The sequence below is a fragment of the Pseudomonas sp. D2002 genome (assembly GCF_013385735.1).
Taxonomy (GTDB): Bacteria; Pseudomonadota; Gammaproteobacteria; order Pseudomonadales; family Pseudomonadaceae; genus Aquipseudomonas.
On sequence record NZ_JACAPL010000011.1, the window covers coordinates 1 to 23,878 of the forward strand.

General features: G+C 60.4%; 19 protein-coding genes. 12 read left to right on the plus strand and 7 right to left on the minus strand.

The window, feature by feature from the left end; all coding sequences use genetic code 11:
• Positions 1–346 (plus strand): hypothetical protein (locus HX783_RS29805; RefSeq protein WP_218175326.1); only part of this gene is annotated, 346 nt, incomplete at its 5' end.
• Between the two features lie 129 nt (positions 347–475).
• Here the strand turns inward: HX783_RS29805 and HX783_RS21275 are convergent.
• Together HX783_RS21275 and HX783_RS21280 are read right to left on the minus strand one after the other, a co-directional pair.
• A complete protein-coding gene (locus HX783_RS21275; RefSeq protein ID WP_159957101.1) occupies positions 476–1,261 on the minus strand; it encodes a sulfite exporter TauE/SafE family protein in 786 nt (261 codons plus the stop codon).
• Between the two features lie 82 nt (positions 1,262–1,343).
• On the minus strand, positions 1,344–2,123 hold the full coding sequence (locus HX783_RS21280; RefSeq protein ID WP_177018113.1) for a class I SAM-dependent methyltransferase: 780 nt from the start codon (positions 2,121–2,123) through the stop codon (positions 1,344–1,346).
• Positions 2,124–2,261: 138 nt separating this feature from the next.
• On the opposite strand from HX783_RS21280, the gene HX783_RS21285 reads away from it, so the two are divergent.
• The 3 genes from HX783_RS21285 to HX783_RS21295 all read left to right on the plus strand — a co-directional run bounded on the left by HX783_RS21285 (position 2,262) and on the right by HX783_RS21295 (position 4,069).
• Positions 2,262–2,783, plus strand: coding sequence for a DUF3455 domain-containing protein (locus HX783_RS21285; RefSeq protein ID WP_177018114.1), 522 nt, complete (start codon positions 2,262–2,264; stop codon positions 2,781–2,783).
• 96 nt (positions 2,784–2,879) lie between these two features.
• On the plus strand, positions 2,880–3,398 hold the full coding sequence (locus HX783_RS21290) for a sigma-70 family RNA polymerase sigma factor (RefSeq protein ID WP_177018300.1): 519 nt from the start codon (positions 2,880–2,882) through the stop codon (positions 3,396–3,398).
• Positions 3,395–4,069, plus strand: a complete 675-nt coding sequence (locus HX783_RS21295) for an anti-sigma factor domain-containing protein (RefSeq protein ID WP_177018115.1) — start codon at positions 3,395–3,397, stop codon at positions 4,067–4,069. The genes HX783_RS21290 and HX783_RS21295 overlap by 4 nt, the downstream gene beginning before the upstream one ends.
• On the opposite strand, the gene HX783_RS21300 is transcribed toward HX783_RS21295, so the two are convergent.
• Together HX783_RS21300 and HX783_RS21305 are read right to left on the minus strand one after the other, a co-directional pair.
• Positions 4,070–5,371 (minus strand): ATP-binding protein, encoded by a 1,302-nt coding sequence (locus HX783_RS21300; protein ID WP_177018116.1) that lies wholly within the window; start codon positions 5,369–5,371, stop codon positions 4,070–4,072.
• 3 nt (positions 5,372–5,374) lie between these two features.
• Positions 5,375–6,076, minus strand: a complete 702-nt coding sequence (locus tag HX783_RS21305) for a response regulator transcription factor (protein WP_106577862.1) — start codon at positions 6,074–6,076, stop codon at positions 5,375–5,377.
• Positions 6,077–6,363: 287 nt separating this feature from the next.
• Here HX783_RS21305 and HX783_RS21310 point away from each other — a divergent pair, with 287 nt between their 5' ends.
• The 3 genes from HX783_RS21310 to HX783_RS21320 all read left to right on the plus strand — a co-directional run bounded on the left by HX783_RS21310 (position 6,364) and on the right by HX783_RS21320 (position 11,371).
• Positions 6,364–7,521 carry an efflux RND transporter periplasmic adaptor subunit gene (locus HX783_RS21310; protein ID WP_177018117.1) on the plus strand — a complete coding sequence of 386 codons (1,158 nt, stop codon included), beginning with the start codon at positions 6,364–6,366 and terminating at the stop codon, positions 7,519–7,521.
• Between the two features lie 18 nt (positions 7,522–7,539).
• Positions 7,540–10,629 carry an efflux RND transporter permease subunit gene (locus tag HX783_RS21315; RefSeq protein WP_177018118.1) on the plus strand — a complete coding sequence of 1,030 codons (3,090 nt, stop codon included), beginning with the start codon at positions 7,540–7,542 and terminating at the stop codon, positions 10,627–10,629.
• A gap of 100 nt (positions 10,630–10,729) precedes the next feature.
• Complete coding sequence (locus HX783_RS21320; protein ID WP_159957115.1) at positions 10,730–11,371, plus strand: DUF1345 domain-containing protein; 642 nt, start codon at positions 10,730–10,732, stop codon at positions 11,369–11,371.
• Between the two features lie 187 nt (positions 11,372–11,558).
• Here HX783_RS21320 and HX783_RS21325 read toward each other — a convergent pair whose 3' ends face one another.
• The 3 genes from HX783_RS21325 to HX783_RS21335 all read right to left on the minus strand — a co-directional run bounded on the left by HX783_RS21325 (position 11,559) and on the right by HX783_RS21335 (position 18,327).
• Complete coding sequence (locus tag HX783_RS21325; protein WP_256347227.1) at positions 11,559–13,898, minus strand: autotransporter outer membrane beta-barrel domain-containing protein; 2,340 nt, start codon at positions 13,896–13,898, stop codon at positions 11,559–11,561.
• Positions 13,899–14,084: 186 nt separating this feature from the next.
• Positions 14,085–16,250: a hypothetical protein gene (locus HX783_RS21330; RefSeq protein WP_177018119.1), complete on the minus strand. Its 2,166-nt coding sequence runs from the start codon at positions 16,248–16,250 to the stop codon at positions 14,085–14,087.
• Positions 16,251–16,401: 151 nt separating this feature from the next.
• On the minus strand, positions 16,402–18,327 hold the full coding sequence (locus HX783_RS21335) for a hypothetical protein (protein WP_256347228.1): 1,926 nt from the start codon (positions 18,325–18,327) through the stop codon (positions 16,402–16,404).
• A 273-nt stretch (positions 18,328–18,600) separates the two neighbouring features.
• Here HX783_RS21335 and HX783_RS21340 point away from each other — a divergent pair, with 273 nt between their 5' ends.
• From HX783_RS21340 to HX783_RS21360, 5 genes are all read left to right on the plus strand, one after another.
• Complete coding sequence (locus HX783_RS21340) at positions 18,601–19,659, plus strand: LacI family DNA-binding transcriptional regulator (protein ID WP_177018120.1); 1,059 nt, start codon at positions 18,601–18,603, stop codon at positions 19,657–19,659.
• A gap of 87 nt (positions 19,660–19,746) precedes the next feature.
• A complete protein-coding gene (locus HX783_RS21345; protein WP_177018121.1) occupies positions 19,747–20,529 on the plus strand; it encodes a sugar phosphate isomerase/epimerase in 783 nt (260 codons plus the stop codon).
• Positions 20,522–21,463, plus strand: a complete 942-nt coding sequence (locus tag HX783_RS21350) for a sugar kinase (protein WP_177018122.1) — start codon at positions 20,522–20,524, stop codon at positions 21,461–21,463. The genes HX783_RS21345 and HX783_RS21350 overlap by 8 nt, the downstream gene beginning before the upstream one ends.
• Positions 21,464–21,508: 45 nt before the next feature.
• On the plus strand, positions 21,509–22,807 hold the full coding sequence (locus tag HX783_RS21355; RefSeq protein WP_177018123.1) for an MFS transporter: 1,299 nt from the start codon (positions 21,509–21,511) through the stop codon (positions 22,805–22,807).
• Positions 22,804–23,781: an NAD(P)-dependent oxidoreductase gene (locus HX783_RS21360; protein ID WP_177018124.1), complete on the plus strand. Its 978-nt coding sequence runs from the start codon at positions 22,804–22,806 to the stop codon at positions 23,779–23,781. Before HX783_RS21355 ends, HX783_RS21360 begins: the two co-directional genes overlap by 4 nt.
• Positions 23,782–23,878: the final 97 nt, after the last annotated feature.

A 23,878-nucleotide genomic window follows, 5' to 3' on the forward strand; every position in this document is an offset into this window, starting at 1 on the left:
CGGCCTGACAGCCGACCTGATCCTGGAAGCTGAACTCAATCACATGTGGGAGCTGGCTTGCCTGCGATGGCATCGACTCGGTGTACCTGCTGGACCGAAGTGTCTGCATCGCAGGCAAGCCAGCTCCCACAGAAAAGCAGAGCACAGTGGTCTGGCGGCCGAACTCGGTCTAATTGTGGGAGCGGGCTTGCTCGCGAATGCGGTGGGTCAGCCAGCTCATGTGTCACTGACACACCGCCTTCGCGAGCAAGCCCGCTCCCACACTTTGGATCTCAGTACATCAGGTAGATGTGCTTTTGCTTCTACCACTCAGGTCGGCTACCAGGTCGCCGTGCTCTGCTTTTGATCTTGATCTTGATCTGGGATAGCCCCGTTAACCACGCTGGCCGAACGCAGGCTTCCGGTCTTTACAAAGTGACCCGCTGTAAGAGCTTAACCCCAAGCCGCCGTTACCTAAATAACGGATATGCCCCCATCAAAACGCCAACTTATACCCAATGGTCATCAACATCACCGCCAGGCACGGCCGCAGTACACCATCCGGAACCTTGCCGGTCATGTGGCTGCCCAGGTAAATCCCCGGCAACGACCCCATCAGCAAAAACCCCAGCAGATGCCAATCCATGTTCCCCATGCTGGCATGCCCCAAACCCGCTACCAATGTCAGCGGCACCGCATGGGCAATCTCGGTGCCGACCAACCGCCGCGTGGCCAGGAACGGATACAGAATAAACAGCGCCACCGTGCCGAGCGCCCCGGCGCCGATGGAGGTCAGCGCAACCATGGTGCCCAGGATGGCACCGGTCACCACCGTCAGCGCGTTCAGGTTGCGCGGGCTCATGTGGTAGTCATCACCCGCATGCCGCTGGGCAAACGCCAACAGGCTTTTCTTGAACAGAATCGCCAGCGCCGTCAGCAGCAACACCACCCCAAGCGCCTGTTTGATCACCGCGTTCATGGCGCTCGGATCGGTATGCAGGCTGGCCAGGAACCACAAGGTCAACAGCACCGCAGGCACACTGCCCAGGGTCAGCCAGCCGGTGATGGTCCAGTCGATGTTCTTGTTCTTGCTGTGCACCAGCACGCCACCGGACTTGGTGATCGCCGCGTACAAAAGGTCGGTGCCCACCGCAGTCGCCGGGTTGATGCCGAACCACAACAGGATCGGCGTCATCAACGAGCCCCCGCCGACACCGGTCATGCCGACGATAAAACCAACGATCAGGCCCGCGATTACAAAACCAAAATTCCCCACATCCATTACAGCTACCCGCGGCCTTATAAATTTCTGGCCGCAGGATAGCGATTTTTCATATAACGACTTATATCAATGTGATCTGACTTTATGCCTTTTTCGCCAGACGCTGACACACATAGGCCTGGGTCTGATACGGGAAGGCCACCGTGTCACGGCCGCGCAAGGCGGGATGGGTGTCGACCAACGCCTGTAATTGCGCGGTGACCGTGGCTTTGGCAGCCGCCGGCAGCGCCGCGATAAAACTCACCGACAAAAAGCGATCCATGATCACCTCCTGCGGGCTGCCAACATGTTGATACGTAAAAGTCGTCATCTCAGGCACGGAAAAATACTCACCGGTGAAGGCTTCACGCCAACGCCCCGTGTGAAAACGCGGCGTGTCGCCCTCGTACGGCGTGATGATGTCGGTAATCGCAGCGACCCAATCCACCGACTCATCGCGCACATTCCACACCAGCCCCAGGCGCCCATCGGGCTTGAGCACGCGGTGGATTTCCGCCAGCGCCGCCTCGGTGGAGAACCAATGGAAGGCCTGGGCACACACCAGCGCATCGGCGACAGCGGTGGGCAGCGGCATGGCGTCGGCGGTGCCTTCTACCAGGCGCACGTCCGGCAGGAGTTTATTCAGCTGCGCGCCCATCGCCTGTACCGGCTCGACGGCGATCAGCGCGGGCGCCAGGGTGCTGAGCAAACGGGTGAACTTGCCGGTGCCGGCGCCCAGGTCGATCACCGTCGATTGCGCATCGATGTGCAGCGCCTCGGTCAGCCAGCCGGTGAGTTGTCGTGGATAGTCGGGCCGGCCTTGGGCGTAGGTGACGGCCTGGGTAGAGAAACCCTGTTGAGCAGACGTGTGAACACCAGTCATTGCCAATCTCTCCTCGGGTAAAGCGGGGGGCACAGTGTGCGCCCTTGTGCATTTATTTTCTAATCACTGCATCCAATCAAGCGCGGCCTGGGTAGTGCTTACAGTGACCCCGCTGTTTTACTCAATGGAGAAACACCGATGAACGTTAAAGCACTGTTCTGCCTGACCGCCCTGCTGGCCGCGGCGCCAATAGCTTTCGCCCAGACCGGCCTGCCCGACAGCATCAAGGTGCCGGAGGGGCACAAGGTGGCGCTGGAGACCACCGGCGTCGGCGAAATCACCTACGAATGCCGCGACAAAGCCAACGCCGCCGGCCAGACCGAATGGACCTTCGTCGGCCCCAAGGCGGTGTTGAATGACCGCAGCGGCAAAGCCGTCGGCACCTACTTCGGCCCGCCCGCCACGTGGCAGGCCAATGACGGCTCGAAAATCACCGGCACCCAACTGGCCGTGGCGCCGTCGAGTGCGGGCAACCTGCCCTATCAGTTGGTCAAGGCCAACCCGGCCGAAGGCAAAGGCGCGATGAGTGGCATCAGTTACGTTCAGCGCGTCGCCCTCAAGGGTGGCGTGGCACCGAGCACTGAGTGCACCGTCGCGAACAAGGGCAAGCAGGAAGTGGTGAAGTACCAGGCCGACTACATCTTCTGGGCGGCCAACTGAGTAAATTCAGCTACGCTGCTGCGATAGCGCCCCGGCCTTTGGGTCGGGGTATTGGCCTTGATCTTGCGGCGCAAAACCGTGTCCTTACCTGAATCCCTGTTTGATTACGACGCCTGTCTGCAGGCCTGTGCCCGTGGCGATCAACATGCCCTGCGCCGACTCTATGAGCAAGAGAGCAGTCGCCTGCTCGGCGTGGCCCTGCGCATCGCGCGCGACAAAGCCCTGGCCGAAGACATCGTGCATGACGCATTTATCAAGATCTGGCGTGGCGCGGGGAGTTTCGACCCCAGCCGTGGCTCGGCGCGCGGTTGGGTGTTCAGCGTAACTCGGCATCTGGCGCTCAATTTTGTGCGCAATCATCACCGCGAGGTGGCCTTGAGCGAAGCCCATGAGCACGTCGTAACCGCCCACGACACCTTTGAATTCACCGCGCGCTCCGGGCAGATTCACCATTGCCTGGAACAGCTCGATCCGGCCCGTCGCCGCTGCATCCTGCATGCTTATGTCGATGGCTATTCCCACAGCGAAATCGCACAGAAACTGGACACTCCACTTGGAACCGTCAAAGCCTGGATCAAACGTAGCCTCGCCGCGCTGCGGGAGTGCATGGCATGAGTAATCCACTTGACGAACTGGCCAGCGAGTACGTGTTGGGCACCCTGCCCGCCGAACAGCGCGCCGAGGTTGAACGGCACTTACCTATGGACGCCGAGTTGCGTGCGGCGGTGGACACGTGGGAGCAGCGCCTGCTGCCACTGACGGCATTGGCTGAGCCGGTGTCACCCTCGTCCCAGCTATGGCGGCGCATTGAACACACTGTCGCGCCCAGCGATATTCAAGTGCCGTGGTGGAACCTGCTGGCGCTATGGCGCGGTTTGGCCGGCGCGGGTCTGGTAGCAACCTTGGTATTGACCACCCTGCTGCTGACCCGCCCGCCCACTGCTGAACCGACCTTTGTGGTGGTGCTGGTGGCGCCACAAAGCCAGGCGCCGGGTTGGGTGATACAGGCCAGCAATACTCAGCAAATCCAGCTGATACCGCTGGGCGTGATGGAGGTGCCTGCCGACAAGGCGCTGCAATTCTGGACCAAAGCGGAGGGCTGGCAAGCCCCCGTATCGCTAGGGTTGGTCAAGCCGGGGCAAACGCTGTCGGTGCCGCTGGACAAGCTTCCGCCCCTGGCACCCAACCAATTGTTCGAGCTGACCCTGGAAGACTCGCGTGGCTCGCCGAGCGGCAAACCCACCGGGCCGATCCAGGCGATCGGCCGCGCCGTCAAGGTGCTCTGATCAGCCGACGCTGGGCAACCACAGCCGGAACCGTGCCCCGCCCAACGGCGACGCCTGGGCCGTCAACGTGCCGCCCTGGGCTTCCATCGCGCGGCGGCTGATCGCCAGGCCGAGGCCGAAGCCGCCGGTGGCGCGGTCGCGGCTGCGGTCGAGGCGATAGAAGGGTTCGAAAATGCGTTCACGCTGGTCCACCGGAATGCCGATGCCGTCGTCGTCCACCCAGATTTCACAGCCGTTGGCGCACACCTTGACGCCCACCTGGATGCGCTTGTCGCAGTAACGCGTGGCATTGCGCAGCAGGTTCTGCAATGCGCGGGCGGTAAGGCGCGGGTCGAGGCTGAAGCGTTCGACGGCGCAGTCGAGCGCCACGTCGATGACAATTTCGGGGTTCTCCAGCTCGTCGTCGACGCTGCCGAGCACGCTGTCGATGAACTCGTCGAGCACCACCTCGACCCGCTCCGGCAATTGCGCGGGGTTTTGCAGGCGGCTGTAGGAGAGCAGCTCGAGTACCAACTCATCCAACTCACGAATGTGCGCCACCAGGCTTTGCAGGCGTTCGCGACTGGCCGGCGGCAAGTCTTCGGACAGGGCCAGGGCCAGGCCGAAATCCAGGCGCGTCAGCGGCGTGCGCAGCTCATGGGAGACGGCGTTGAGCAGGTCGCGCTGCTGGTTGAGCAGGCGTTCGATATCGTCGGCCATGGTGTCGAACACCGACGCCAGGCTGCCGATGTTGGAGCTGGCGGGAATCCGCGTGCGCTCGGCCAGGTTGCCTTTGCCGAGCTGGGCGGCGGTGGTTTTCAGGCGTTCCAGGTCACGCCAGTGCGGGCGCAGCCAGAACAGCAGGCAGGCCAGCAGCGCGGCGCCGATCAGCACGTTCATCGACCAGTACAACAGGTTCATGTCCAGCGGGTCGGGCGGGATGGTCAGCTTGACCGCAAACTGCTGGTTGATCGGCGAACTGACCTCCTCCATCCAGCCCCACTCGCCCAGGCGGATCACCGGTTTGCCGTGTTCCAGCAACTGTTCTTCTTCGGGGCTGTAGCTCGCGTCCTGGCGCAGCAGCAGTTGCACTTTAAGCGGCGCAAAATCGCGGCTCAGTTGGTCGGTAACCTGCGACCAGCGCTCCACCGGCGCCCGCAGGTACTGCTTGACGATGAGTGTTTGCAGGCCGCGGCTCTGCTCGACGTTGTAGTTCATGTAGCGGTGTTCGAACACCTGAATCACCAGCTTGGGAATCAGGTAGATCGCCGCGCTGTAGGTGACGATGGTGATCAGGTAGAGGCGCAGCAGCACACGAAACATGGATCAGCATTCCCACTCGGAACGGCTGAACAAGTAGCCCTTGCCCCACACGGTCTTGATCTTGCGCGCTTCACCGGCGTGGTCATCGAACTTGCGCCGCAGCTTGGAGATGGCCACGTCCACCGAACGGTCGGTGCCGTTGAACTCGATGCCGCGCAGCCGTTGCAGGATCTGGTCGCGGCTGAGCACTTCACCGGCATGCCGGGCCAGCACCACCAGCAGGTTATATTCACCGCTGGACAGCTCCACCGCCTGCTCGCGCCAGGTCACGGTACGTTCCGACAAGTCGATGCACAGGTTGCCCATGACGATCTGGTCATTCGCCATTTGGGGCTCGGACAGGCTGCTGCGGCGCAGCAAGGTGCGCACACGGGCCAGCAGCACGCGCGGCTCGCAGGGTTTGGTGACATAGTCGTCAGCGCCCATTTCCAGGCCCAGCACCTGGTCGTGGCTGTCGTCGCGGGCGGTGAGCATCAAAATCGGCAGGCCCGCCGAGTCGGCACGCAGCAGGCGACACACCTGCAAGCCGTCGAGGCCGGGCAGCATCAGGTCGAGGATCACCAGGTCCGGCGGGTTGAGGCGCGCGCGTTCGCGTACGTGGTCGCCGCGGCTGAGCACGCTGACGTGGTAGCCATTGCGTTCCAGGTAGCTGGCAATCAGCTCGGAGAGTGCGGCGTCGTCTTCCACCAGGAGGATGTTGGGCATGGTGTTTCCAAATAATACTGTTAGCGGTCGTACACAAACCCAATGTGGGAGCGGGCTTGCTCGCGAAGACGGTGGTTCAGTTGACAGATTTTTTGACTGATACACCGCTTTCGCGAGCAAGCCCGCTCCCACATTTGATCTTTGCTGTTTGCAGGATTGTGCAAGGATATACGCCCTCGGCCGAATGTGGGCTGCACCTTACATTTCTTCACAGACGCGCTACACAGCTTCACAGCACCACGGCGCAGGTGTCTTTAGGATGCGCCAGTCAATAATGGGATATGAGCATGTCGAAGAATCTGTTTGCACCGTTTTGCCTGCTGGCCCTGACGCTTGCTTTGAGCGCCTGTGGCAAGTCGGCGGACGAAACGCCGGAAACGCCCCTGGCCAAAGTCCGCGTCGAAACGCTGCAGGCCAAGCCTCTCTCGATCACCAGTGAACTGAGCGGGCGCATCGCCGCGCCACGCATTGCCGAAGTGCGCGCACGCGTCGCCGGCGTGGTCATGCAGCGGGTGTTCAAGGAAGGCCATGACGTCAAACAGGGCGACGTGCTGTTTCGCATTGACCCGGCGCCCTTTAAAGCCGACCTCGACAGCGCCCAGGCCAACCTGAGCAAGGCTGAGGCCAACGCGTTCCAGGCGCGCCTGCAAGAGCAGCGCTACAGCCAGCTGGTCGAAGGCAACGCCATCAGCGGCCAGGATTACGACAACGCCCGCGCCGCCGTGCGCCAGACCAACGCCGAGGTCGCCGCCAACAAAGCCGCCGTCGAGCGCGCCAAACTCAACCTGGGCTACGCCACCGTGACCGCGCCGATTTCCGGGCGCATCGGCCGCGCGCTGGTGACCGAGGGCGCGCTGGTCGGCCAGAACGAGGCCACGCCGCTGGCGGTCATCCAGCAGCTGGACCCGATCCACGCCGACCTGACCCAGTCCACCCGCGAGCTCAACGACCTGCGCCGCGCCTTCCGTGCCGGTAGCTTGAAACAGGTCGGCCAGGACCAGGCCAAGGCCACGCTGATCCAGGACGACGGCAGCCTGTACCCGCTGCCGGGCAAATTGCTGTTTGCCGAAATCAGCGTCGACCCCGGCACCGGGCAAATCATCCTGCGCAGCGAGTTCCCCAACCCGGACCTCGACCTGTTGCCCGGCAGTTTTGTGCGCGTGCGCCTGGAACAGGCCGTGGACAAACAAGGCATCAGCGTGCCGCAACGCGCCATCACCCGCGACAGCGCCGGTATCCCGATGGTGCTGCTGCTGGACGCCGAACAAACCGTCAGCCAGCAGCCGGTGGAGCTGGGCGCGGTGATCGAGGATCGCTGGATCGTCAGCAGCGGCCTCAAACCCGGTGACCGCATCATCGTCGAAGGCCTGCAACATGCGCGCCCCGGTGAAAAAGTCGAAGTGGACGACAGCCCCGCGCCGAATGCCCAGGCCTCGGTCCGCTAAGGAAAGGAATACCTGACAATGCCGCAGTTCTTTATTGACCGCCCGATCTTCGCCTGGGTGGTCGCCCTGTTTATCCTGCTGGCCGGTGCGCTTGCGATCCCGCAGTTGCCGGTGGCCCAGTATCCCAACGTCGCGCCGCCAAAGGTGGAAATCTACGCGGTGTACCCCGGCGCCTCGGCCCAGACCCTGGACGAAAGCGTGGTCAGCCTGATCGAGCAAGAGCTCAATGGCGCCGACCACCTGCTGTATTTCGAATCCCAGAGCAGCCTGGGCTCGGCCACCATCACCGCGACGTTCCAGCCCGGCACCGACCCGGAAATGGCCCAGGTCGATGTGCAAAACCGCCTGAAAGCAGTAGAGCCGCGCCTGCCGCAAGCGGTGACTCAGCAAGGCTTGCAGGTGGAAAAAGTCTCCGCCGGTTTCCTGCTGCTGGTGACCCTGACGTCCAGCGACGGCAAGCTCGATGACGTTGCGCTCAGTGATTACCTGGCGCGCAACGTGATGAACGAGCTCAAGCGCCTCGACGGTGTGGGCAAGGCGCAGTTGTATGGCGCCGAGCGTGCCATGCGCATCTGGATCGACCCGCAGAAGCTCATCGGCTTCAACCTCACGCCGGCCGACGTCAACGCGGCCGTCAGCGCGCAGAACGCCCAGGTTTCGGCGGGCAGCATTGGTGATTTGCCGGGCACCAAGACCCAGGAAATCACCGCCGCAATCCTGGTCAAGGGCCAACTGTCGACGCCGGCCGAATTCGCCGACATCGTGCTCAAGGCCAACCCTGACGGCTCCACCGTGCGCATCGGCGATGTGGCGCGGGTGGAAATCGGCAGCCAGGAATACCAGTTCTCCACACGCTTGAACGGCAAGCCGTCCACCGCCGTCAGTGTGCAACTGGCGCCGGGGGCCAACGCGCTGAATACCGCGACGCTGGTGCGGGCGAAGATGGACGAGCTGTCGCGCTACTTCCCGGCCAACGTGGAATACAAGATTCCGTACGACACCTCGCCATTCGTCAAAGTCTCGATCACCAAGGTGGTCTACACCTTGCTCGAAGCCATGGCGCTGGTGTTTGCGGTGATGTTCCTGTTCCTGCAGAACGTGCGCTACACCTTGATCCCGACGCTGGTGGTGCCGATTGCGCTGATGGGCACCTTCGCCACCATGCTGTTGCTGGGGTTCTCGATCAACGTGCTGACCATGTTCGGCATGGTTTTGGCCATCGGCATCCTGGTGGACGATGCGATTGTGGTGGTGGAAAACGTCGAGCGGATCATGGCCACCGAGGGCCTGTCGCCCAAGGAGGCGACCAAGAAGGCCATGGGCCAGATCACCGGCGCCATCATCGGTATCACCTTGGTGCTGGTAGCGGTGTTCCTGCCGATGGCGTTCATGCCCGGCTCGGTGGGGGTGATCTATCAGCAATTCTCGCTGTCGATGGCCACCTCGATCCTGTTCTCGGCGTTCCTCGCCCTGACCTTGACCCCGGCGCTGTGCGCGACCTTGCTCAAGCCGATTGCCAAGGGCGAACACCACGCCAAGGGCGGTTTTTTTGGTTGGTTCAACAAACGTTTCGATAGCCTTACCAACCGCTATGAAGGCTGGGTGGCGTACGCCCTCAAGCGCAGCGGCCGCTATTTGCTGATCTACCTGGTGTTGCTGGTGGGCCTGGGCTGGATGTTCAGCCGCCTGCCCTCCTCGTTCCTGCCGGTGGAAGACCAGGGTTACACCATCACCGATATCCAACTGCCACCGGGTGCGAGCAAGAACCGCACGGTGCAGGTGGCCGAGCAGATCGAAGCGCATAACGCCGGGGAGCCTGGCGTGGGTGATACCACCATGATCATGGGCTTCAGTTTCTCCGGCTCCGGGCAGAATGCGGCGCTGGCGTTTACCACGCTGAAGGACTGGTCGGAACGCGGCAGCGATGACTCGGCCGCCTCGATTGCCGACCGCGCCAACGCCGCCTTCAGTGAGCTCAAGGACGCGATTGCCTACGCGATCCTGCCGCCACCGGTAGACGGCCTGGGCACCTCCAGTGGTTTCGAGTTCCGTTTGCAGGACCGTGGTGGTGTCGGTCACGCGGCGTTGATGGCCGCGCGTACCGAGTTGCTGGCAGCCGCCGAGAAGAGCCCGATCCTCGCCAACGTGCGGGAAAGCGCCCTGGCCGAAGCACCGCAAGTGCAGCTGGAAGTGGACCGCAAGCAGGCCAATGCGTTGGGCGTGTCGTTTGCCGACGTCGGCAATGTGCTGTCCTCGGCCGTCGGCTCGGCGTATGTCAACGACTTCCCCAACCAGGGCCGTATGCAACGGGTGGTGGTGCAGGCCGAAGGCGACCAGCGCAGCCAGGTCGCGGATTTGCTGAAGATCAACGTGCGCAACACCGCCGGGAAGATGGTGCCACTGTCGGCGTTTGTCGAAGCCAAGTGGACCCAAGGCCCGGCACAGCTGACCCGCTACAACGGCTACCCCGCCATCGCCATCAGTGGCGAAGCGGCGCCGGGGCACAGCACCGGCGAGGCGATGAGCGAAATCCAGCGCCTGGTCAGCCAGCTGCCGGCAGGCCTGGGCCAGGAATGGACCGGGTTGTCGCTGCAGGAACGTTTGTCCGGCTCCCAGGCGCCGTTGCTGCTCGGCCTGTCGTTGCTGATCGTGTTCCTGTGCCTGGCGGCGTTGTATGAAAGCTGGTCGATCCCGACCTCGGTGTTGCTGGTGGTGCCGCTGGGCGTGCTCGGCGCGGTATTGGCGGTGAGCTTACGCGGCATGCCTAACGATGTGTTCTTCAAGGTCGGCTTGATCACGATTATCGGCTTGTCGGCGAAGAACGCGATCCTGATCATCGAGTTTGCCAAGGACCTGTACGACCAAGGTGAAGACCTGATCGACGCGACCCTGAAAGCCGCGCGGCTCAGGTTGCGGCCGATCATCATGACGTCGCTGGCGTTTATCCTCGGCGTGGTGCCGCTGGCGATTGCCACCGGCGCCAGCTCGGCCAGCCAGCAAGCGATTGGTACAGGTGTGATCGGCGGGATGATCACCGCGACGCTGGCGGTGGTGTTTGTGCCAGTGTTTTTTGTGGTGGTCATGAAGCTGGTGCGCAAACGGCGTTAACTGTGGCAAGCCTGCCAGCCACGACAGGCGCGCTCGCCACAGAGGCCAGCCGTTGGAGAATGCGCTATCGTGCTCACAACGTCCCCTGTTGTGAGCCCCCATGGCCTTCCTCGCCCGCACCCACCCTCGCCTCTCATCCGCCGCCGTACTCGGCCTTGCCGTGGGCATCCTAGCGCCGGCCGATACACTCATCAGCAAAATCCTCATCGGCTGGAACGCGGGTGTCTGGACCTACCTGCTGCTGATGCTGTGGCTGGCGACCCGCGCTCGCGCCGACGACGTAAAACGCATCGCCGAAATCGAGGATGAAAACGCCGGGTTGGTGCTGTTCATGGTGTGCATCGCCGCGATTGCCAGCCTGGCAACCATTACCGTAAACCTGGTAGGCAGCAAGGACCTGGACAGCACGGCACGCGCGCTGCATTACGGCTTTACCGGCATGACAGTGGTCGGCTCGTGGTTGCTGACCGGGGTGATTTTCAGCGTGCATTACGCGCGGCTTTTTTACACCTGGGAAGGCGAAGAACCCGCGCTGCGCTTCGCCGAAGGCTTGCGCAACCCCAACTACTGGGACTTCCTGTACTTCTCGTTCACCATCGGCGTGGCGGTGCAAACAGCCGATGTGGGCGTGGCGACACGGAGCCTGCGCAAAGTGGTACTGGGCCAATCGTTGATCGGTTTCCTGTTCAATACAGCGATATTGGGTTTCTCGATCAATATTGCGGCAGGCTTGTTCAGTTAGCGCGAGCGTGCTGATCTGGGGCATACAATCGGTAACCTGTGGCGAGGGAGCTTGCTCCCGCTGGGCCGGGTTGGCGCTCCAGCGCGAAGCGGCCCTGAAAATGGGACTGCTACGCAGCCCAACGGGAGCAAGCTCCCTCGCCACAGTACAGCGCTTCTTCTAACCGACTGGCATTAGCCCATTTTACTTAGAAGGCGTACTGCAAACCTACAGTGAGACCCATAGGCTGATCATAAGCCTTGCCTTTCATGTGCGTGACTTCGGCATGCACACTCAGGTTTTTCGTCACTGAGGCAGCCACGCCGCCCGCGACCTCTACACCGCTCCCCGACAGGTTGTTTTTGAACGCCTGATCGTTGATATAGACCCTGCTGTCCGGGCTGAAGTCGCGCGTTGCGGCAGTACGCAGGTACGGCTGCAGGATGCCGCCGCTGTCGAGCTGGATGTTTTGGCCGACAGTGACACCCACCTTGCCGGTCGCGGAAGTGGCGCGATCGCTTTTGGCCTTCAAACCGTTGTCCATGGTGTAGTTGGAGCCGCCAATTTTGGCGACGGCCACCTGAACGAAGGGTTCGACAAACAAGCCGTCATCATTGAGTTTGATGTTCTTGCCGATTTCAGCCGATCCACTCACCGCGTCCTGGGTATATTTGCCTTTGGCGCGCTTACCATCGCTCATGTTGACCTGGCTTTGACCATTCAGGCGGTTGACCTTGGCGGTCAGGTCGACATACACGCCGCTCTCTTCATCACGAAAAATGCCATAGACACCGGCGTAGTAGCTGTTGACCATACCGCTGCTGCCGCGGCTCAGGCCCAGGGTGGAGTTGCTGTAACCACCCATCACACCCACTGTCCACAGTTCATCCATGGCCCAGTCCGCACCCAGGGTCAGGCCCGACTGATTCTGTTTGTAACCCACGCCGTTGGTGTTGGCGGCCACGTCTGTCCGGTTAGTGTAATTGCGTATCCACAGGCCTTGCTCCTTGCCGTCGCCGAAGCGTACTTCCCCCATACGGGTGCGCAATACGCTCGCTTCGCCCAGCAATACCGCCGGTGCAGCGTTGGCGAGTGCCAATACGGCCTTGGCGCTGGTACTGGTGCCCTTTTTCTCGGTGTCCAGGTACCAGTCGGTGCCTTCCTGCTTGAGCCCATATTCGAACGCGCCGACATCGACGGTATCGCCCACCAGGCCGAACTTGGCGCCGCCGCTTTCAGTGTGCACCACTTTGATCGCCTCACCGGTGGCCAGCTCCGAGCCACTGGCACCGATCAACAATTGGTGATCACCTTCGGCGTTGCCGTTGACGTTCAACAGGTCGGTCTCGCCGGTGTTGAAGTTGGTGTACATTTTGAACGTACCGTTGCCGGTCAAGTTGTTGGTATTGAGTTGCAGATACTGCAGCGGGGCACCAAACACCACGTTACCGCCGCCCATTTTCAGCGTATTGACCTGGCTGTCACCCACCATCACCCACTGGGCGTTGCTGTTGACGTCAAGTTGCTCGACGTTGCGTAACTGGCCGGTCAGCGAGGCATTGTTGTTAAGTTGCACCGTGCCCAAGCCGCCGGTGCCAATCACCACATCACCGATCAACTGGCTGTTGTCGACATTCAGGTTGGCGGTGGCGTTGTTGGCAACGTCGAGCAGCACACCATTGCCGCCAATCAGGTTCGAGCCGTTAAGCACGTGAATATTGGACTTGGTGTTATTGCCTGGGCCCGGGGCCACCCGAATGGCAGCACCGGTTTTTCCCTGGACCACGGAATTATCCAGGACCAAGGTATTGGTCCGCGACACACTCCCAAGCGATGTCATATTGACGCCGTTTACCCCGCCCAGAATAAGACTTTTATTCTTTGCGTTAGCGTCGGCATTAAACATCACTAAACCTATGCCGGCGGCGGTGGTGCCCTCGACATGGGCATTGTCCAGATTCGCCACGCCATAGACGCCGGCCGAAATACCGCGCAGGGAACCGAAAACCCTGCTGTCTCTGACCGTAACGGTTGAACCATCCGTGCCGCCGAGCGCAGCGTTTATCGCTACACCCCAACCATTAACATTGGTCACCGTACTGTTGTTGGCGATTGTCACGGTGCTGTTGTTACTCGCTAAAATGGCTGCCGTGTTGCCAATACGCGAGTTGACTCGTGAGTTATTGACGAGGATTCTTGACCCGTCCGTCGCCGTGATATCTCCCGTCCTGCTGCCGGGCTGCAACGTCAAGCCTGCACGCGTCATCAAAATCTGCCGGGTTTGCGCGCCGTGGACTATCAGGCTCGAACCGGGATACAGCACATAATTATCAAGCCGCACAGTCGGTGCTATCGACGTATTAGGACGCACCACTGGCGTCTCGGCGTGAACATTGGGTGAGGCCAGAAACACTAACGTGACTGCCGGGGCCGCCAACGCAAGGCTCAGAGGCGTTTTTTTGAAGTTAAATACTGCCGACATACGATGGACCTCTAGTGCCTGTACGAAACGATAGGACGGGCTCTCAAACTCGCGAGAGCAACCCATCAAGCGCGGCCATAATTAACCAGCGCATCGTTCAGATCTGTAGGACTTCTCCCAAGAATCTGCCAAACAGCAAACGGATCATGTAAGAGGCGCGCCTTGCGCAGCGCTGAAAGAACCGAGCCGCTACAAACAGGAATGCCAAAGAGGGTTCGACCCCTCTCTGGCAATTTCCCTTGCGTTTTTTATTTAGGGCGTTGTAGGCGCTGGAGGCATAGCCAGGCCCTCACAATAGTTGACGCGAGACGTCGCTCCCTTGTAACCCCTTACGCGATAAGTGGCGGGACGAGAAGGCACCGTCTGCCCTTGATACACGGTCGAAACAGTGACCGTTGCCGACCCGGTGGCAGTGCTCCCGCGATTCGGCGTGAGCGGGTTAAACAGATCCACCGAGGACTCTTCAAATGTCACGTCCCACCCATTGCGAGCAGCAACAGTATCAGGCACTACGAAATCCTTAGTTACATCGACTACAGAGACGCCATTTGCAAACCCTTGGTATCTGACGGAAACCGTATTACCTGTGACCAAATAATCCGAACCGGAAATATGGACGCGGAGTCTGCCGGTATTGGGTGGGATCAAGCTATCGCAGGTCAGCGTAGCTGGAGTACCACTGTAACCGAGCACCACTGGCGGATCCATTTGCATGATCACAGAGTCTACCTTGACGGTTGTAGGCCCTGAGTCTTGCGGGTTGGCGCTGGCCGCGGAGGTAATGGTGTAATACGCGATCTGGCTAGGACCGCCCGCAGCTTTGATATCATTAAAGGGAATACGAATCGGGTCATACCCTAATGTAGAAATAGTCGTAACAGTCAGTGGGTAGTGCTTGCCAGCAAAATGCAATGTGATCCTGTAAGGCAGTGAGTCGGCGGGCGATACGGGGCCGGTCCAGTATGGAATTCGAGCGATCGCATCCCGGCCGGCGTCTCGTTCCTCCAAATGGTTGTCCGTGATCGGGGCAGTATCGCTGGCAGGACGCACGGGGCGCACTATCGCCAGCGGCAAGTTGGTATTGAGTGGCCCAGGCCCGGTTGGGTTGGGCCCCGGAACAGACAAGTCCAGATCGAATGGCGTCTCCAACGCCGCCGCCGGGTAGGTGTTTGTTCCACGACGCAGGACGTAAGACGCTACAATCCGCACTCGGTTTTTGCCGACTGCTCTGCCCCCGTACAGCGTGTCCATGGCATCCGAGTCAAACGTGATGAATCGACCCGTACCAACTGGCGTTGATCGCGAGAGGGTGATTGGCGGTGTGAATGAAGTCGAGATCAGTTGAAGATCAATGATATCTGTCGCAAGCGCGTTGGGGATGTTAAGAATCTCCATTGTCGTACCGCGTTGCGCCACCACATCAGCTCTGTCAATCAAGCCATCGCCGGGCACGGCTAGAGCAACCAGAGGCGCCTTGAATTCGGTTGGCACCGGAGACTGTGCCAAGCTGTTCAGGTTCAAGCTGAGCGACCGCTCGGATGGATTGAGGCCAGCGTCATACAGTTTATAGGTAAGCGTATAAACGCCCCCACTCTCGGCCAGGACAACATCCCACGGCAGCCAAATGCCCGGACCTCGGGATGCGTCGAACTCGTGTTGTGTTTGCGTGCCGATCGCGTAGGGTTCGTCCGAAGAGCCGAAAAACCCTTCCCATTTATCGCCCGGAGCGTACCCTTGGGCCTCAGTGTAAGGAATCGGGAAGAACACCATGTTGTTATCCTGGGTTCTAAAAAAGGCTTCATCCAGCGTCGCCCCCGCCGGCAATTCAAGCGGCAGCCGTGGTCGAGGAGGGTTGATGCGAGGCTGGTCGTAGGGCGACGTCTCGTCGACGATCAGTAGTTGCGGAACCGACTTGTTAGAACTACTTGCATTGGGCTCCCGCACCTTGTACCTGAGCAAATACAGCCCAGGGGGGCGAAAGCCTTGCGGTATATCCACCTGAATAGGGTCGGTCAGGCTCGTAACTTCACGTCGATACGTCCAACCATTGGAATCGAAATAGTGATTCTCAGCGGCTTCTATCTTTTGCTCTGCCGTGAGCTCCGGAGGGGGCGGCACTGTCGGATCTTCCTCCTTCTCCTTCTCATCTGGATCTTTAGCGGGCTCTGGAGGTGGGGGCAGCGTGTCCAAGTTAACAAACGGGACGATTTGGACTTCAACTATCTGACCAACGCTGGGCTCAAGCCATAGCTCGATATTAAGTAGGGTGCTCTGACTTCTTGAGGCCGTACGCGTCAACAACCCGCGGTACCCTGGAACTTCACCTACCAACGTACCGGGGTTATAAGCCTGGGGGATGTAGAAGTCGATATCTCGTTCCACGAAACTATCAATAATTGCTCTATTTGTACGATCCATTGTCTTGCTCCGGATAGTTAAACCACTCACACCAACAGCACTCTTCGCCAGTTGAATAAACGTTGTTTATCCACCGCGAACCCTTTTGAAAAACCAACCAACACTGACGACACACGCACTTAATCAATAGCTGATTTCAATCACAGCACATTCAACCGGCTACAATTCCCTTGTCAGAGCAGTACTTACCGCCAGGGTACGTCAAGTCAATACGTACTTTCCCGGGAAGTGATTCAGCTACTTTTTCGCCGTGACGCCATACTTCATAAATCAACGTAGCGGAGCCGCGTTTGCGCAGCGGAAAAATCGCTGCGTCGAACTCATCCACAATGATCTTCATCAGCCCGGCTGCCGTATGAGTTGCTTCCCAAAACAGTGACTGACTGAACACGACATTCGTATTGACGGTGGCCCAGTTATTCTCGTTAAACCCTACAAACCTAACCGTTACCAAATCGCCAATACGTATATTGGGATTGGCCGCTATCTTCCAAACAATACCCTTCACCGGTGAGGGTTCCGAATAGCAGTTCAAGTAATCGTTGACCAGTTTGTCGTGACCGAGTTTAGGTGCCGGCAGCGGAATAACTTTGACATTCACATTAGTCACGGGCGAGCGCTGTTCGTTAACGCCATTACTGGTGGTGTAATGCACAGCATAAGTAGCGGTATTAGCACCACTGACCACCGACCACGGCACGTTGGGAAAATACACCCAATTACCCGCTGTATCTGCGGTGCGCACTGTATAGGTCGCCACCGGGCCCACACCGTTCCAGAACAAGCTCAACACCTGCCCCACCTGCGGCGTATCAAACAAACGCACGCGGACTTGCACCGGCTGGCCTCGGTCGGCATCAACCAGCATATTGGTGCCGGTGAGCCCCACAATTTCCGCCCGTGCCAGGGTGGGGTTCAGCAGTGCTGGCGCATTGGGGTGATCCTGGCCGGCAATCGTCAGGTCGACATTGACCGATACCGATACAGAAGGCGCCGGCGTCGGATTAAGCCCATAAATTTCGTAACGAACCGGTACGCTCTGCTTCGCCAGAACGGCGGCCGGGCCCCTGAGAACGGTCCAGGGAATTTCAACATCGAAAGGGAGCTGGGTGACGACCAGGCGGGTAGTCGGGCGATCATCCCAGTACACCACCACTTCATGCTTGGCAGCGGCTGACCAGCCAGTGTAGCCGTCTATACGCACAAACACCCCGCCGCCTTCATCCCGGCGTGCGTCATCACGCTTGATCAACTGATCGTTGTAGACCGGAGGGCGAATGCTCGGGGCCGGCAGGCCAAGCGCCATCACAAAAGGCAGGCCAGCACTCATTGCGCTGTAATTGCCGGTCTCATCAAAAACCCGGTAGAACAGCCACGCAGGGCCATTGTTCAGCTTGCGAAACGCAGCGGGGTCCAATGTGGCCGTCCATCGGTCGGTACTGAAATCCACCAACGAGCCCCCGTCCGCAGGTTTTGTCGGTGGCGTTGATGAATTGGACACAGTGAACTCAACCCGGTCATTCAATGCATCAATGTCGTAGGGCGAGATAAAAAACCGCACGGGCTGATGGGCAACCAAATATTGCTCGGTGATCGCCGGCCCAGGCGACGCAACAAATTCGGCAACGTCCGACGGCAGGTTCAGTGATGGCGCTTCCAGGTCAATGGTGATGTAAACGCTTTCGCTGGTACTGAGCCCGCCGAATATCTGAAAGGTGTAATAAACGCGCGCGACTCGCGTAGCGCTTCGCAAGTCGGATAATTTAATTTCGCGTTCGTAATATTGGGGAATAGCCGGTGGGGGTACCTTGACCTCAAAGGAGTCGAGCAACTTTATTACATCGTTGCTTTCCCACCACAGCCGGCACGTGTGCACGAGGTCCTGCGGCGCTGACGGCTCTGGAAGCCAAGAGGGGATCCTGACTTTCAATGCATTGCGCAGCAGCTCACGCGACACAATACCCCTCTCGTCGGTGGTATCGACGCCCGGGATCGTGACCGGGTCAACCCCCTCGGTCCAGGAGAAAGCGGTGCTTAAAAGGCTGGAACGAGCAGTAATTTTTTTGGGAGTGGTCATGTTCCAGCCTCAAGATGAATTTCACCACGGCGAATCAGGAAGGCATGCCTTTACCTGTCAGCGATGGAAAAATTAAACGCCTAAAGCGCGTGGCCGGATACTGTCAGAACTAACAGGTAGGCCTATCCGTTCGTCGATTTTCTTGAGTTGGGTGCCGTTACCCATTTCTAAATATTCCTTGACGAAACGGTTCGACTGGCATTCCATGAAACCGGTTTCAGCGTTAGCAGCCCTCGATGGAACCGCAAAATCCAATAAGAAAGGCCCGCTACCGTGACCCCATTTTCCGCCGCCCAGCGCAGCCGCGTGACCATGCTCGACGTCGCCGAACGTGCCGGTGTGTCCAAAGCCAGCGTGTCGCGCTTTATCGGTGATGACCGCGCCCTGCTCTCCGACGCCATTGCGCTGCGCATCGAGCAGGCCATCAGCGAACTCGGCTACCGCCCCAACCAGATGGCTCGCGGCTTGAAACGCGGCCGCACACGCTTGATCGGCATGCTGGTGGCCGATATCCGCAACCCCTATTCCATCGCCGTAATGCACGGCGTCGAAACCGCCTGCCGCCAACACGGCTACAGCCTGGTGGTGTGCAACACCAACCGCGATGACGCGCAGGAACGCCAGCACTTGGCGGCGCTGCGCTCTTACAACATCGAAGGGCTGATCGTGAACACCCTCGGCCATCACCTTGACCAATTGCTCGAGCTGCAGCAGGAAATGCCGCTGGTGCTGGTCGACCGTAAAGTCGAACCGCTGCACAGCGACCTGGTCGGGCTGGACAACCCCGCAGCCGTGCGTATCGCTGTGGAGCATCTGCAGCAACAGGGTTATCGCGATGTGCTGCTGGTGAGCGAAGCGGCCGATGGCACCAGCTCACGCCTGGAGCGCCAGGCCAGTTTCACCGCCGAAATCGCCGCCCGCCCCGGCTTGACCGGCGCGGTGCTGGAACTGGATGACGCGCTGGAAAAACACCTGCAGACCTTTCTGGCCAACCCCGGCCCCAAGGCCGTGTTCTGCGCCAACGGCATTGCCGCGCTGGCCTGTACCCGCGCACTCAAGGCCCTGGGCTGCAAGCTGTTTGAGGATGTCGGCCTGATCGCCCTGGATGACCTCGACTGGTATCCGTTGGTGGGCAGTGGCATTACCGCCCTCGCCCAACCCACCGAAGCGATTGGCGCCAGCGCCTTCGAGTGCCTGCTCAAACGCCTGCGCGGCGATGACGCGCCGACCCGCACCCTGGATTTCCTACCCGATCTGATCATCCGCGGCTCCACCCAATCCCTTGTGGGAGCTGGCTTGCCTGCGATGACGGTGCACCAGACGAAGCAATAGTCGCCTGACACACCGCCATCGCAGGCAAGCCAGCTCCCACGTTAGTTTTGCGTATAAAAATGAAACCGGTTTCAGAGGTACACAACAATGCACAAATACCCCGTTTCCATCAGCCTTTCCAGCTACGGCGCCGACCTGGTTCGCGAGCGTGGCCAATTGAGTTTTGTCGAGTTGCTCAGCGCAGCCGGCGCCCAGCGCATCGAATGGCGTGAAGAGCTGCTGACCCGCGAACACCCGGCCACATTGGCCCAGGCCGCCGCCGAGCATGGCCTGGAATCGGTGTTCTCTTCACCGCTGGAACTCTGGGTCGCCGGGCGCGCCCAGCCGAATGCCGAACTCGCCGCCACCCTGGACCGCGCCCAGGCCTTCGGCTCGCGCTGGCTGAAAGTCTCCCTCGGTTACTTCACCGACACCAACGACCTGCAAAGCCTGCACGCCCTGCTCAACCGCCACCCGGTTCAGCTGCTGGTGGAAAACGACCAGACCTTGCACGGCGGCCGAATCGAGCCGATGCAACGTTTCTTCAGCGAAGTCGAGCGCCTGGGCCTGCCGGTCAAGATGACCTTCGACATCGGCAACTGGCAGTGGCAGGACCAATCCGCCCTCACCGCCGCGCGCCTGCTGGGTCGCCACGTGGACTACCTGCACTGCAAGGCCGTGGCGCGTCGGCCGGACTGCAAACTGGTCGCCCTGCCGCCCGGCGCCACCGACCTGCATCTGTGGGAACAACTGCTCAAACATATGACTCAAGGTATTACCCGGGCCGTGGAATTCCCGTTGCAAGGCGATGACCTTATCGACGTCACCGCACAACAGGTCGCCACCCTCGCCCTCCTTGGCCAGCCGCGTGCGGAGAATGCCCATGTCTGAGATCGATATCCTCTCGTTTGGTGAAACCATGGCGATGTTTGTCGCCGAGCAGACCGGTGACCTGGCCCAGGTGGCCCAGTTCCATAAACGCATTGCCGGGGCCGACAGCAATGTCGCCATCGGCCTGTCACGCCTGGGCTTCAATGTGGCCTGGCTGAGCCGGGTCGGGCAGGATTCCCTGGGGCGGTTTGTGCTCGACACGTTGAAAAACGAAGGCCTGGATTGTCGGCATGTGGCGGTCGACCCGCTGCACCCCACCGGTTTCCAGTTCAAATCCCGCGAAGAAGCCGGCGCTGACCCACAAGTGGAGTACTTCCGCAAAGGCTCGGCGGCCAGCCACCTGTCCATCGCCGCTATCAGCCCCGCGCTGCTGCAGGCGCGGCACCTGCATGCCACCGGCATTCCCCCCGCGTTGTCCGAGGCCACCCGCGAACTGTCCCACGAGTTGATGACGCAAATGCGCAAGGCCGGGCGCAGCGTGTCGTTCGACCCGAACCTGCGCCCCTCGTTATGGGCCAGCCAGGCGCAGATGATCAGTGAAATCAACGCCCTCGCGGCCAAGGCGGATTGGGTGCTGCCGGGTTTGAGCGAAGGCCGCTTGCTCACAGGTTTCGACGACCCGGCCGACATCGCCGCGTTCTATCTCGACCAGGGCGCCGAAGCCGTAGCGATCAAGTTGGGCCCGGACGGCGCTTATTACCGCACCCAGATGGACCAAGGCTTTGTCGCCGCCGTGCCGGTGGAAAAAGTCGTCGACACCGTCGGCGCCGGCGATGGTTTTGCCGTCGGCATGATCAGCGCCCTGCTGGAAAACCTCAGCTTTCGCGAAGCCGTACAGCGCGGTAACTGGATCGGCAGTCGCGCCGTGCAGAGCCGCGGCGATATGGAAGGCTTGCCCACCCGCGCGGAGTTACCCACTCGATCCGTTGCATGACTTACACCCTGTTGCCACAACTACAACAAGCTCAGGAGCAACTTTATGGACACCTTGAAACTCGCCACCCGTCGCTGGTGGTACATCATGCCCATCGTTTTTATCACCTACAGCCTGGCGTACCTGGACCGCGCCAACTACGGCTTCGCCGCTGCTTCGGGGATGGCCGAAGACTTGATGATCACCCCCGGCATGTCCTCGCTGCTGGGCGCGTTGTTCTTCCTCGGCTATTTCTTCTTCCAGGTGCCGGGGGCGATCTACGCGCAAAAACGCAGTGTTAAAAAGCTGATTTTCGTCAGCCTGATCCTCTGGGGCGGCCTCGCCACGCTCACCGGCGTGGTGTCCAACGCCTACATGCTGATCGCCATTCGCTTTATGCTCGGCGTGGTCGAAGCCGCGGTGATGCCGGCGATGCTGGTGTACCTGTGCCATTGGTTCACCCGCGCCGAACGCTCGCGCGCCAACACCTTCCTGATCCTCGGCAACCCGGTGACCATGCTGTGGATGTCAGTGGTCTCGGGCTACCTGGTGCAGCATTTCAGCTGGCGCTGGATGTTTATCATCGAAGGCTTGCCGGCGGTGATCTGGGCGTTTATCTGGTGGAAGCTGGCGGATGAAAAACCTGCCGACGCCAAGTGGCTGAGTGAGCAGCATAAGCGCGACCTGGAAAACGCATTGGCCGCCGAACAAGTCGGGATCAAGGCGGTGAAGAACTACGCCGAAGCCTTTCGCTCGCCCAAAGTGATCATCCTGGCGCTGCAGTTTTTCTGCTGGAGCATCGGCGTGTACGGCTTCGTGCTGTGGCTGCCGTCGATCCTCAAGGCCGGCTTGCAGATGGACATGGTCGAAGCCGGCTGGCTGTCGGCGCTGCCTTACCTGGCGGCGGTGATCGGCATGCTCGCCGTGTCGTGGGGCTCGGACAAACTGCAAAAACGTAAACGTTTTGTGTGGCCGCCGCTGCTGATTGCCTCCATCGCGTTCTACGCCTCCTACGTGCTGGGCGCCGAACACTTCTGGTGGTCCTACACCTTGCTGGTGATCGCCGGGGCCTGCATGTACGCGCCTTATGGGCCGTTCTTCGCGATCGTCCCCGAGATCCTGCCGGCCAACGTCGCTGGTGGCGCCATGGCGCTGATCAACAGCATGGGCGCGCTGGGTTCTTTCGGCGGCTCGTACCTGGTCGGTTACCTCAATAGCAGCACCGGTTCGCCGGGCGCCTCGTACCTGCTGATGAGCGGTGCGTTGATGCTCTCGGTGGTGCTGACGATTTTCCTCAAGCCCGGCGCCAGCGACCGTGTGCGCGTGCCGATGCCTACCCTCGAATTGAAGGCCAAAACCCGATGAAAAAATCTGTCGTTTTATACAAAAAGCTCTCCGCACCGCTGATGGCCCGCCTGCATGAACATGCCGACGTCACGCTGATTGAGGCGCTGGATGAAAGCGGCCTGGCCAAGCTGCGCGACGCCTTGCCCGGCGCCCACGGTTTGCTCGGTGCCAGCCTGCGCCTGGACGCCAAACTGCTCGACCTGGCGCCCAAACTCGAAGCGGTGGCCAGCGTTTCGGTCGGCGTCGACAACTACGATATCGGCTACTTGACCGAACGCGGCATCCTGCTCAGCAACACCCCGGACGTGCTCACCGAAACCACCGCCGATACCGGGTTTGCGCTGATCCTGGCGACTGCGCGCCGAGTAGTCGAACTGGCCGACATGGTGCGCGCCGGCCAGTGGAACAAGAACATCGGCCCGGCGCATTTCGGCACCGACGTGCACGGCAAAACCCTGGGCATCATCGGCATGGGCCGCATCGGCGAAGCCCTGGCGCAGCGCGGGCATTTTGGTTTTGGCATGCCGGTGATCTACCACAGCCACGCGCCCAAGCCGTTGGTGGAGGAACGCTTTGGAGCGCAATTTCGCAGCCTGCCGGACTTGCTGCAACAGGCTGACTTTGTGTGCCTGACGTTGCCGCTGACCGCCGAAACCGAGAAGTTGATCGGCGCTGAGGAATTCGCACTGATGGGCGCGGAGACGATCTTTATCAACATCTCACGCGGCAAAGTGGTGGATGAAGCAGCCCTGGTCGAAGCCCTGCAAAACCGCACGATTCGCGCGGCAGGGTTGGATGTGTTTGAACGCGAGCCACTGAACCACGACTCGCCGTTGTTGCGCTTGAACAACGTGGTGGCGACCCCGCATATCGGTTCGGCAACCCATGAAACGCGCGAGGCGATGGCCAAGTGTGCGGTGGACAATCTGCTGGCAGCGCTGTCGGGCGAACGGCCAAAAAACCTGGTAAATGGCGCGGCCTGGAAACACTGATCCCCAAGACCTCAACAGGCCCAATGTGGGAGCGGGCTTGCCCGATCCCACACTGACCGTGTTCATCCCACATATCTTGCTGTGTAAACCCAAGCCC